The following is an 11,964-nucleotide window of genomic DNA, read 5'->3' as shown; positions in this document are numbered from 1 at the left end:
TCCCGTCTGTTGCGCCGGGAGGGTCTTGTTTGTGCAGAATGTCAAACACTACAGCACGTGTGCGACGCCCTCGTACACCAGGCCGCCGCGCGGGTCGACGGTGACAGTCATACCCGTTTTGAGCGTTTCGGTCGCCCGTTCGGCACCGACGATCACCGGGATGCCAAGGTGCAGCCCGACGACTGCCGCGTGAGACGTGAGACCGCCCTCGACGGTGATCACCGCCGCCGCCTTTTCCATCGCCGGGACGCAGTCCGCTTCGGTGGAGTGGGTGACGAGGATGTCCCCTTCTTCGATCTTGAGCAGATCGTCCGTTTTGTTGGAGGAGAGGACGCGGCCGGATACGGCGCGGTGTCCGATGCCTTGACCGCGCACAAGGATCTCCCCGATGGTGTGCACCTTGATCAGGTTGGTGGTGCCCGGGATGCCGACCGGCACGCCGGCGGTGATCACGAGCAAGTCCCCGTGCGTGACGATGCCGGACGAGAGTGCCCCTTCCACGGAGACGGCGAGCACTTCGTCTGTCGATTTCGCCTTGTTCACGATGACCGGGTAAACGCCGAACGAGAGCTTGAGACGGCGTGCCACATCGGCGCGATGCGTGACGGCGACAATCGGCGCGGTCGGGCGATGCTTGGACACCATGCGGGCGGTGTGGCCGCTCGACGTGGCGGTGACGATGGCGTTTGCCTCCAGTTCGTTGGCGACCGTGGCAACCGCTTGCGACATCGCGTCGGTGACGGTGCGCTCATTGTCGCCGGCCGCATGTCTTGACGGGACGAGATTGCCGAAGATCGCCTCTTCTGCGCGGGTGGCGATGCTCGCCATCGTGGCGACCGCCTCTGCCGGGTATTTGCCCGCTGCCGTCTCGCCGGAGAGCATGATCGCATCGGTGCCGTCAAAGATCGCGTTGGCGACGTCAGACGCCTCAGCGCGGGTCGGGCGAGGGTTGCGCTCCATCGAGTCAAGCATCTGGGTAGCGGTGATCACCGGCTTGCCGAGGCGGTTCGCCTTGGAGATCAACATCTTTTGTGCCAACGGTACTTCTTCGGTCGGGATCTCGACGCCGAGATCGCCGCGAGCCACCATCAGGCCGTCGGTGACTTCGAGGATCTCGTCGATCATGTCGAGGCCCTCTTGCGTCTCGATCTTGGAGATGATGTCGAGATCTGCGTGTTCCTCTTCCAAAATGCGACGCACATCCAGCACGTCAGACGCTTTGCGGACGAAGGAAGCAGCGATGATGTCCACCCCTTGCCGGACGCCAAAGCGGATGTCGGCGATGTCTTTTTCGGTGACGCTCTCGATGCGCAGGCGGACGCCGGGCGCGTTGATGCCCTTGCGGTTTTTCAGCGTGCCGCCGTTCGTGACGCGGCAGTGGATGTCCGGTCCTTCGACCTTCTCCACGACCAGCCCGATCAGGCCGTCATCGATGCGCAGGATCGAGCCGGCGCTGACGTCTTCCGGCAGCCCTTCGTAAGAGATCGAGATGCGGTGCTCGTCACCCAGTTCCACCGGCGAGGTGGTCAGGATGATCGGAGCGTTGTTTTCCAATTCGACCGCGCCGTCGCGCACCATGCCCGTGCGGATCTTCGGTCCTTTGATATCGAGCATGATCGCAACATCCTTGCCGACTTCTTTGGCCGCTTGACGGATGTTTGTGATGCGTTGCTCGTGTTCTTCATATGTACCGTGCGAGAAGTTGAGGCGTGCCACATCGAGTCCGTTTTGAATCAACGTTTTCAACATGTCGACCGATTCGCTGGCCGGCCCGATCGTACAGACGATCTTTGTTCTGCGCATGCGTGTACCCCCCTTGGATCTGTTCGCTTGTCTATTTGTTATTAAATGGAAAGTACGCCTGCAAGGTTGTAGAGCGACATGTCCGGCTTGCGCGGTGTCGCCAGCGCTTGCGTGATATCGGTGGCGACGATCTGGTTGCCTTGGATGCCGATCATCTTCGCACACTCGCCTTTGATCAGCAGTTCGACGGCATGCGAGCCCATCCGGCTGGCCAAGGTGCGGTCAAACGCAGTCGGCGATCCGCCGCGCTGGATGTGCCCGAGCACCGTGACACGAGTTTCTTTTCCAGTCAGTTCGCGAATCACTTCGCTGATCGCAAACGCTTTTCCTGCCCCTTCGGCGACAAGAATGATCGAATGTTTCTTGCCGCGGTTCGCTCCGCGCTCCAGTTTCTCCACGATTTCTTTAATGTCATACTTGCACTCCGGGATCAAAACCGACTCCGCACCGCCCGCCACACCGGCCCACAGGGCGATGTCGCCGGCGTCGCGCCCCATCACTTCCACGACGTACGTCCGTTCATGCGAGGTGGCCGTGTCGCGGATCTTGTCAATCGCCTCGATGACCGTGTTGACCGCCGTGTCGAAGCCGATCGTATAGTCCGTGCATGCGATGTCGTTGTCGATCGTCCCTGGGATGCCGATCGCGTTGATCCCTCGGTCGCACAGGACCTTAGCCCCGCGAAATGAGCCGTCGCCGCCGATGACGACGATGCCGTCGATGCCGTGTTCTTGGATCACTTCCAAGGCCCGATCCTGACCTGCCGGCGTCCGAAACTCCTCACTTCTGGCGGTGAACAACATCGTGCCGCCTCGATGGATGATATCCGCCACCGAGCCGAGTTCCATCGGCATGATGTCCCCTTGAATCAAGCCCGAATACCCGCGGCGAATCCCCACGACTTCCAATCCGTGATAGATCGCGCTCCGTACGACCGCGCGAATGGCTGCGTTCATGCCCGGCGCATCTCCGCCGCTGGTCAACACCCCGATTTTTTTCATCCTTCTCCACTCCTTCTGACTGTCATGACACAATTCGTCCCCTAGGGACAAATTTTGTCCCGCAACCATGTAAAAGGAGGTGCTCATTCACTTGGGAACGAGCACACCCCTACGTCTCATCAGGTGAACACCGTCCCGGATCTCTCAGTGTCAGTGTTCGCCCGTGTATGGTTCGCTATGCATCCTGCGCCTTAGAGCTCCGCGTAGTGACCCATTTGCTTATACTTGTTGTACCGTTGCTCAACGAGCAAGTCGGACGGGATCTCGATCAGTTCGCGCAGTGCGGCCACGATCGTCTCTTTGACCGCTGCGATGGTCTCAGCCGTGTCTTTGTGTGCGCCGCCTTGCGGTTCCGGGATCACGCCGTCAACCACGCCGAAGCTGTGGATGTGACCGGCGGTGATCTTCATCGTCTCCGCTGCTCGCTGCCCAAGCGATGAGTCCTTCCAGAGCAGCGCAGCTGCGCCCTCCGGTGAGATAACGCCGTAGATCGAGTTCTCCAGCATGTAGACGCGGTCGCCGACACCGAGAGCCAGCGCGCCGCCGGAGCCGCCTTCGCCGGTCACCACGCAGATGATCGGCGTGCGCAGACCTGCCATCTCGATCAAGTTGCGGGCGATTGCCTCACCGATGCCGCGCTCCTCAGACGCGATGCCCGGGTAGGCGCCCGGCGTGTCGATGAAGCAGATCACCGGCCGCTTGAACTTTTCAGCCTGTTTCATCAGACGCAACGCCTTGCGGTAGCCCTCCGGCTGCGGCATGCCGAAGCGGCGGGCGATGTTTTCTTTGGTGTCGTGCCCTTTTTGGTGGCCGATCACCGTCACCGGAATCCCGTCGATCTTGCCGATGCCGCCGACGATGGCGAGGTCGTCACCAAAGTTGCGGTCGCCGTGCAGCTCGACGAAGTGGGTGCAGATACCTGCGATATAGTCGAGAGTGGTCGGACGCTCGCTGTGACGAGCCAACTGCGTGCGCTGCCACGGGGTGAGATCCTCGTAGATGTTGCTCGCGAGCAGTTCCGCCTTCTTCTCCAGTTTGTCGATCTCTTCGCTGAAATCAAGACCGCTCTGCTGCGAGAACGTGCGCAGTTCCTGGATCTTCTTTTGCAGCTCCAGCAGCGGTTTTTCAAACATCAATTCATTCGCCACCGACGCCACCTCCATGCAGTTCCAAGAGATTTGCCAAGGTATCTTTCATTTCCTTGCGGTGCACGATCAGGTCGAGCATGCCGTTTTTCAGCAGGAATTCGGCCGTTTGGAAGTCGTCCGGGAGCTTTTGGCGGATCGTCTGTTCGATGATCCGGCGTCCGGCAAAGCCGATCAGCGCGCCCGGCTCGGCGATGTTAATGTCACCGAGCATCGCAAACGATGCGGTGACACCGCCGGTGGTCGGGTAGGTGTTGACCGCGATGTACAGGCCGCCCGCTTCGGAGAACTTGGACAAGGCCGCGCTGGTTTTGGCCATCTGCATAAGCGAGAAGATCCCTTCTTGCATCCGAGCACCGCCAGAGGCGGTGAACAGCACGAACGGATATTTTTTCGCCATCGCGTGTTCGATGGCGCGAGTGATCTTCTCACCGACGACAGAGCCCATCGAGCCCATGAAATAGGAAGAGTCCATCACGCCGAGCACGACCGGATAACCGCCGATCGTTCCTTCGCCGGTCAGAACGGCTTCTTGCAGGCCGGATTTCTTCTGTTCGCGGTCGATCTTGGACGTATAGTCGGGAAACCCAAGCGGGTCGACAGTGGTCATGCCCGCGTCATATTCGAAGAAAAGTCCTTCATCAAGCGTCAGCGCGATGCGTTCAGCTGCGGTAATGGGATAATGATAGCTGCACTTCGGACAGATCTTGGAGTTTTTCTCCAATTCTTTGGTGAATGTGCTTTCCCCGCACCCTTTGCACTTCGTCATCAGCCCTTCAGGGACTTGGACTGCTTTTTCGGTTGTGATCATCTCTTGTTTCGGGCGACGTCCCAGACGCTCCGCCACGTCCTTTGAAGTCAGTTCAGCATAACGCTTCTTTTTATGGAAGATGTCCTTTAGCACGCTTTCACCTCATTTATGGATAGCGGTGCGACGAGTGGAGGATTTCTTTCAACACTTCCTGCACCTCGTCCAGTTCGGTCTCCGGAACCAGAATCTCGTATTGCTGTTTGGCGATGTTGGTCTGTCGGACTTTCACGAAGAACCCCTCGCCGGCCAGCCTGTCCTCGATGCGTTCAGCCGTCTTCGCGTTGGGGGCTATGTAGATCACGGTCCACATAACAAGAGAACTCCCTTCCCTCAGTAAACGTGCCTAATTTTGGATGGACTCATCATATCACACGTCAGAGGGGAGCCGCAAGAAAGTCGCCTTTACGTGCACGTTACGAACGCGTCATGGAAATCGTCTTTTCTTTGACCTCGACAGGCTCCACGCTCAGCCGGGCCACGCCGGTCGCCATCGCGCTTCTGGCGACGGCCGCCGCCACGTTGGGCGCGACGCGCGGGTCGAAGGGGCTCGGGATCACATAGTCTGCCGAGAGCTCGTCCGGCGCGATCAACTCTGCGATCGCATGCGCCGCGGCGATCTTCATCTCTTCGTTGATCGTGGTCGCCCGCGTGTCCAGCGCCCCCCGGAAGATGCCCGGGAAGGCCAGCACATTGTTGACCTGATTGGGAAAATCGGAGCGTCCGGTGCCGACGACCTTCGCTCCGGCCCGCATCGCCTCTTCCGGCAGAATCTCCGGGTCGGGATTGGCCATCGCAAAGATGATCGGGTCGCGGTTCATCGAGCGCACCATCTCCGGCGTCACCGCGCCGCCGACTGAGACGCCGATAAACACGTCAGCACCTGCCATCACCTCTGCGAGCGAGCCTTGCAGCCGCTCGTGGTTGGTGTTCTTCGCGATCATGTCCTTGACCGGGTTCATTCCGTCGACGCGACCTTCATAGATCGCCCCTTTGGTATCGCACATCACGACGTGCTTGACGCCCATCGAGAGCAACAGCTTGATGATCGCGATGCCGGCCGCCCCCGCCCCGTTGGCGACGACGCGGATGTCCTGCATCCGCTTGTCGGTCACCTTCAGGGCGTTGATGAGACCTGCCAGTGTCACGATGGCCGTGCCGTGCTGATCGTCATGAAACACCGGGATATCCAATTCGTTTTTCAAACGCTCCTCGATGGTGAAGCAGGCCGGAGCGGCGATGTCCTCCAAGTTGATGCCGCCAAACGTCGGCTCGAGCAGCTTCACTGTGCGGATGATCTCCTCCGGGTCGGTCGTGTCCAGACACACCGGAACGGCATCGACGCCCGCGAATGCTTTGAACAGCACCGCTTTCCCCTCCATGACAGGGAGAGCTGCGTGCGGTCCGATGTTGCCAAGGCCCAGCACCGCTGTGCCGTCGCTGACCACCGCTACCAGATTTCCTTTTGCCGTGTATTCATACACCCGTTCCTGCTGGCGGTGAATCTCTTTGCAAGGTTCTGCCACGCCCGGGCTGTACGCCAAGCTCAGGTCACGCGAGTTCGTCACAGGAACTTTTGAGACGACTTCGAGCTTTCCCTGATGCTTGCGATGCAAGTCTAGTGCTTCTTCTCGCAACGACACAGATACCACTCCTTCACCTCTTCACAACGTCTGCTGGTTCGATTCCTTACAAATGTAAAAATTCTCTCGCGCGGATTCAGTTTATCATATCACGAAGGCGGACACCTTTACCAGATGACAGAGATTTAAATTTCAAAAAACGTACTTATCCGTTATTGTGCGCGATGCGGGCAGATGCGGCGGCCGCCACACCGGCGATCAGATCATCAAGAAAGACGTGGACGCCGTTGCGCTTGTCGTTGAGCTTGGCGATGATCCCGATCTTTTCTTTGTCGAGATAGCCGAACGAGGTCAGCCCGATGGAGCCGTAGACGTTGGTGATCGAGAGTGCGAGGATCTCGTCGACGCCGTAGAGCGGCTCGTCGCATTCGAGGATCGCCTGCAACGGCTGCGGCAATAGCTTTTGCTCCGCCAGTTGATCGAGCGCGATCCCGGTGTACAGCGCGTACTGCACCTCGCGTTTGGCGAGAACGCGCTCGACGCTGACGACGCACGGTTCGCGGTCGAGGCCGGGGTGGTAGGGCTTTTGCAAGGTATAGACAATGTCGACGATGTCTTCCACCGTGACGCCGCGGCTTTCAAGCAACTTGATGATGTCAGTGGACATGGACGTTTGCCCCCTTGGCAGAGAAGATACTACCACTCTATTCGGAGGGGCACAGTCGAATGACAGGACATCTTGTTTAAAAACTTTACCGTTGCTTGACCACAGCGGCGCCGCTGCCGAGAATCGCCTCGACCGCCCGCACAAACTCCGGCGTCATCGCGACCGAGTAGCGTTCGGAGAGAGCCCGTGCCTGACGTGTCGCCGTATAAAAGAGATGGACGGCAAGCGGGCCTCGATGCTGCCCGAGCACCTGTTGCAGATCGGTCAATCTCGCCTCGTCCTCCGGCCGCACGCGCAGGTAGACGACCCCTGTCGAGAGGCCGGACGGCTGCACAGCCTGCGCGTCCCCTTCACCCGGCGCGTCCGGCTCCAGCCGTTTCAGCCGGTCGGCGATCAGTTTGATCTCGTCGTCCTTGTGCTGCAGACGGCCGCGGATCGCCAGCACCGCTTCGTCTGTGACGATGTCCTGCGCCCGCTTCAGCACTTCGGGAAAGATCACCACTTCCGCCGCTCCGGTCATGTCCTCCAGCGTGAGGAACGCCATCGCCGCACCCTTTTTGGTGTGGATGCGCTTGAGCCCTGCCACCCGGCCGCAGACCGTGACCTGCGCGCCGTCCGGCGTCTCCGGCAGTTCGGCCATCCGCTTGTCGGCGAGTTGAGCCATCTGTTGACGGTAGGGTTTGAGCGGCGAACCGCTGACATAGAGGCCGAGCAGTTCCTTTTCCATCTCCAGCCGCTCCCGCTCCGGGTAGTCGGACGCTGTCGGCAGCCGAAACTCCGCCGGCTGTGACGGTTGACGCTCCTCCATCAGCCCGAACAGCGAGATCTGCGAGTCGTCCTGCTCCTTCTGCCGCAGCCGCCCCCGCTCGGATGTCTCTTCCAGCGCGAGCAGCATGGCGCGGCGGTTTGCGTGCATGCCGTCGAACGCTCCGGCCCGGATCAGCGACTCAATCGCCTTTTTGTTGCAGGCGCGGGCGTCGACCCGCTCGCAAAAATCGCAGAGATCCTGGAACGGTCCTTTTTTCCGCGCTTCCATCAGCGCCTGGATCGCCGCCAGCCCGACGTTTTTGATCGCCAGAAGGCCAAAGCGGATCGAGCCCGCCTCCACCGTGAACCGGTACGAACTGCGGTTCACATCCGGCGGCATCAGCGCGATCCCCATCCGGCGGCAGTCGTCCGCATACTGCGCGACCTTGCCGTGCGACATCAGCACCGACGTGAGCAGGGCGGCCATGTAGGCGGCGGGATGATTGGCTTTCAGATAGGCGGTGCGGTAGGCGAGCACCGCATAGGCGGCCGCATGCGCCCGGTTAAACCCGTAGTCGGCAAAGCGCACGATCAGATCGTACACTTCATGCGACAGGTGCTCTTCGTAGCCTTTTCGCAGACAGCCCTCGACGAAGATACTGCGCTGCTCGTCCAGCACGTCGCGCTTTTTCTTGCCGACGGCGCGGCGCAGCAGGTCGGACTGTCCCAGTGAAAATCCGGCCATCGTCGAAGCGATCTGCATGATCTGCTCCTGATAGACGATGACGCCGTACGTATCCTCCAAGATCGGGCGCAGATCCTCGTGCGGATAGCGCACCGGGATCTCGCCGTGCTTGGCCTTGATAAAGGTCGGGATGTTTTCCATCGGTCCCGGACGGTACAGCGAGATCACGGCGATGATGTCTTCAAAGCCGGTCGGACGCAGCTCTTGCAGCACCCGCTTGACCCCGCCGGACTCCAACTGAAAGCAGCCGTCCGTATCGCCTCGGGACAGCAGGTCGTACGTGCGCGGGTCGTCCATCTCCATCCGGTGAAAATCGACCTCGCGCCCTTCTGTCCGTCTGACCGTCTCAATCGTCCGGTCGATCAAACTCAAAAAGCGCAATCCTAAAAAGTCCATTTTGAGCAGTCCGACGTCTTCCAGTTCGCCCATCGCGTACTGAGTGACGACGCCTTGCTCCGCCCCTCGTTGCAAGGGCACGTATTCGGTCAGCGGCTCTTTGGAGATCACCACGCCCGCCGCGTGCAGCGACGTATGGCGGGGCAACCCTTCCACGCGCCTCGCCATGTCGACGAGGCGGCGCACGTCCGCATCCTGTTCATAGAGCGCCTTGAGATCCGCCTCGATCTCCATCGCTTTGTCGATTGTGATCCCGAGTGCGCCCGGGATCAGCTTGGCCGTGCGGTCGATGACCGGTGCGGGCAGGCCGAGCGCCCGTCCCACGTCACGGATCGCCGCTCTTGCCGCCATCGTCCCGAACGTGACGATCTGGGCGACGCGGTCGGCGCCGTATTTGCGCGAGACATACTCGATCACCTCGCCGCGCCGTTCGTATTCAAAGTCGATGTCGATATCCGGCCAGGAGATGCGCTCCGGATTTAGAAAGCGTTGGAACAGCAGGTGATAGCGGATCGGATCGACGTCTGTGATCCGCAACACATAGGCAACGAGACTTCCGGCCGCCGAACCCCGGCCGGGCCCTGTGGAGATGCCGTGCTCATGAGCGAAACGCATAAAGTCCCACACGATGAGAAAGTAGCCGGCAAACCCCATCTTCGAGATCACGTCCAGTTCGTAACGCAATCTCTCCCGCACCTCCGGGCCGATCTCGCCGTAGCGCGCCTGCGCTCCTTGCTCGCACAGATGAGCCAGATAGGCCTCCTCCGTGAAGCCCTGCGGCAGGTCGAAAGCGGGGAGGTGGGTTTCGTTGAGGTTTAATTGTACATCACAGCGTTCTCCCACTTTGATCGCGTTGGTCAAAGCATCGGGCAGATGGGAAAACAAAGCCTCCATCTCCCCGCCCGGCTTGAGCCAATACTCGCCGCTTGGCAGTCGCATCCGGTCTTGCTCCGCCAGCGTGCGGCCCTGCCCGATGCAGGTCAACACGTCCTGAACGGGCGCGTCCGCCGCGTGCAGATAATGGACATCATTGGTCGCCACCAGCGGCAGTTGCAGACGGCGCGAGAGATTGACGACCTGCTGCATCACCTGCTTTTCTTCCATCACGCCGTGGTCTTGCACTTCCAGATAATACCCGTCCCAGCCGAAAATCGACCCGTACTCCGTCGCCGCCCGCTCCGCTCCGGCCGGATCGCCTTGCAGCAGTTTGCGCCCGACCTCGCCGTCAAGTCCGCCGGACAGCGCGATCAATCCTTCCCGATACCGGCGCAGCGAGTGTTTGTCGGTGCAGGGCTTGTCGGCGCGACTTTCCAACTGCGCCTCCGAGACGATCTTTAACAGATTGCGGTAGCCGGTCACATTTTCTGCCAACAGCACAAGATGATACGGCTCCTCGCGGCGAGCCGGCCGGTCGCGCAGATTTTGCTCAGCCACATAGACCTCGCAGCCGAGGATCGGCTTAATCCCGGCCGCCTTTGCTTTCTTATAAAACTCAATCGCCCCGTACATCGCGGCGTGATCGGTCATCGCCACAGCCTTCATCCGAAGCCGCTTCGCCTCCTCGATCAACTCATCGATCCGGCAAAGCCCGTCGAGCAGGCTGTACTCTGTATGCACATGCAGGTGGACGAAATCGCTCATCGTCCGACCTCCTTTCAAATAGCGAACAAACATTCTGTTCTTATTGTATACAATTCCCGTTCAAACGCAAAGACCCCCGGCTCCGGGGGTCTTTTGCTACCGCTCCAACACCTGCGCCGTAAACAGCGCTTTGCCCATCAGGTCTCCTTGCGAATAGATCTCGACATCGACCTTGCCAAATTTCCGTCCGGCATCGATGACGGTGGCCTTCACGGAGACTTGGCTGTCGATCTGGATCGGCTTCAGGAAATAGACGGTGACGTTTTCCACGACCATGTCGGTGTATTTCAAGCGACGCAGGGCGAGGGCGCTGACTTCGTTGATCAGGGTCATCAGGACGCCAGGGCTCATCATGCCCAGTTGGTTGGTCATCTGGGGGGTGACGGTGCCTTTGAGCCAGACCCCTTTGTCTTCTTGAGCATCCTGTTCAGCGAACTGGCTTAAGATGATGTCTTGGATCGTCTGACCGAGCTGCGGTTGGTTTTGATTGTATTGCAAGGCGCGAATCACGTCTTGCCGCGAGATGACGCCGACCAACTTTTTGTGGTCGACGACCGGCAGCAGTTCGAATCCCTCCCAGACCATCATGTGCGCCGCCGACGCGACCGAGGTGCGGGTGGAGACGGTGACCGGGTTTTTGGTCATCACGCGCTCGATCAGCTGATCGGCCTCGTGAGCGGCGGTGTCTTTGGAGGTCACGATGCCGATCACTTTGCCGCTCGGGTCGATGACCGGGAATCGGGTGTGACCGGTCGCTTCGACGAGGCGATACCAGTCGCTGAGTTGATCTCCGGCGTGCAGGACGACCGGCTGTTCCGTCACCGACAGAATGTCCTCGACGAGCAGGATCTCCTTTTTGATCAATCGGTCGTAGATCGCCCGGTTGATCAGCGTGGCGATGGTAAACGTGTCGTACGCCGACGAGATCAAAGGCAGCTCCAGGCGGTCTGCCAGTTCCTTCACGTCGTCGGTCGTGTCAAATCCGCCGGTGATCAGCACAGCCGCGCCGTGTTCGAGCGATATTTTATGTATCTGTTCGCGGTTGCCGACGATCAGGAGCGAGTCTTTGTCCACGTAGCGCATCATCGCGTCGACCTTCATCGCGCCGATGACAAATTTGCTCAACGTCTTGTGCAGGCCGGATCTTCCGCCGAGCACCGTGCCTTCGACGATGTTGACCACTTCGGCAAAGGTGAGCCGTTCGATGTTTTTCTTTTGCTTTTTCTCGATCCGGACTGTGCCGACCCGCTCGATGGTCGAGACGAGGCCGCGCAGTTCCGCCTCTTTGATGGCGCGGTAGGCGGTGCCTTCGCTGACGTCCATCGCTTTGGCGATCTGGCGGACCGATATTTTGCTGCCGATCTCAAGTTCCTCGATGTGTTGCAGGATCTGTTCGTGTTTGGTCGTCATCTCAAGGAACCTCCGTCC

General features: G+C 59.8%; 9 protein-coding genes. All 9 read right to left on the bottom strand.

The window, feature by feature from the left end:
- Positions 1-48: 48 nt before the first annotated feature.
- Entirely contained in the window at positions 49-1,803 is a 1,755-nt protein-coding gene (pyk, locus tag OS242_RS11930) for a pyruvate kinase (RefSeq protein WP_267151923.1), read from the bottom strand.
- A gap of 41 nt (positions 1,804-1,844) precedes the next feature.
- Entirely contained in the window at positions 1,845-2,804 is a 960-nt protein-coding gene (gene pfkA / locus OS242_RS11925; protein WP_267151922.1) for a 6-phosphofructokinase, read from the bottom strand.
- Between the two features lie 191 nt (positions 2,805-2,995).
- Complete coding sequence (locus tag OS242_RS11920) at positions 2,996-3,952, bottom strand: acetyl-CoA carboxylase carboxyltransferase subunit alpha (RefSeq protein ID WP_267151921.1); 957 nt, start codon at positions 3,950-3,952, stop codon at positions 2,996-2,998.
- Positions 3,942-4,853, bottom strand: coding sequence for an acetyl-CoA carboxylase, carboxyltransferase subunit beta (gene accD / locus OS242_RS11915; protein WP_267151920.1), 912 nt, complete (start codon positions 4,851-4,853; stop codon positions 3,942-3,944). Before accD ends, OS242_RS11920 begins: the two co-directional genes overlap by 11 nt.
- A gap of 13 nt (positions 4,854-4,866) precedes the next feature.
- On the bottom strand, positions 4,867-5,070 hold the full coding sequence (locus tag OS242_RS11910; RefSeq protein WP_267151919.1) for a glutamate decarboxylase: 204 nt from the start codon (positions 5,068-5,070) through the stop codon (positions 4,867-4,869).
- A gap of 103 nt (positions 5,071-5,173) precedes the next feature.
- Complete coding sequence (locus tag OS242_RS11905) at positions 5,174-6,400, bottom strand: NAD(P)-dependent malic enzyme (protein WP_267151918.1); 1,227 nt, start codon at positions 6,398-6,400, stop codon at positions 5,174-5,176.
- A 145-nt stretch (positions 6,401-6,545) separates the two neighbouring features.
- Entirely contained in the window at positions 6,546-7,007 is a 462-nt protein-coding gene (locus tag OS242_RS11900) for a phosphatidylglycerophosphatase A family protein (protein ID WP_267151917.1), read from the bottom strand.
- An 85-nt stretch (positions 7,008-7,092) separates the two neighbouring features.
- Positions 7,093-10,536 carry a DNA polymerase III subunit alpha gene (locus OS242_RS11895; RefSeq protein WP_267151916.1) on the bottom strand — a complete coding sequence of 1,148 codons (3,444 nt, stop codon included), beginning with the start codon at positions 10,534-10,536 and terminating at the stop codon, positions 7,093-7,095.
- A gap of 96 nt (positions 10,537-10,632) precedes the next feature.
- A complete protein-coding gene (locus tag OS242_RS11890) occupies positions 10,633-11,946 on the bottom strand; it encodes a DRTGG domain-containing protein (protein ID WP_267151915.1) in 1,314 nt (437 codons plus the stop codon).
- Between the last annotated feature and the right edge of the window lie 18 nt (positions 11,947-11,964).

This window comes from Tumebacillus lacus, from assembly GCF_026410385.1.
In the GTDB taxonomy this organism is placed as follows: Bacteria; Bacillota; Bacilli; order Tumebacillales; family Tumebacillaceae; genus Tumebacillus; species Tumebacillus lacus.
This window is presented reverse-complemented; position numbering and strand designations above follow the sequence as displayed.

What these genes read in the sequence shown, in the direction of transcription:
- OS242_RS11890 (WP_267151915.1), bottom strand. Translation starts at nt 11,946, where the DNA reads ATGACGACCAAACACGAACAGATCCTGCAACACATCGAGGAACTTGAG.
- pyk (WP_267151923.1), bottom strand. Translation starts at nt 1,803, where the DNA reads ATGCGCAGAACAAAGATCGTCTGTACGATCGGGCCGGCCAGCGAATCG.
- OS242_RS11900 (WP_267151917.1), bottom strand. Translation starts at nt 7,007, where the DNA reads ATGTCCACTGACATCATCAAGTTGCTTGAAAGCCGCGGCGTCACGGTG.
- pfkA (WP_267151922.1), bottom strand. Translation starts at nt 2,804, where the DNA reads ATGAAAAAAATCGGGGTGTTGACCAGCGGCGGAGATGCGCCGGGCATG.
- OS242_RS11895 (WP_267151916.1), bottom strand. Translation starts at nt 10,536, where the DNA reads ATGAGCGATTTCGTCCACCTGCATGTGCATACAGAGTACAGCCTGCTC.
- OS242_RS11910 (WP_267151919.1), bottom strand. Translation starts at nt 5,070, where the DNA reads ATGTGGACCGTGATCTACATAGCCCCCAACGCGAAGACGGCTGAACGC.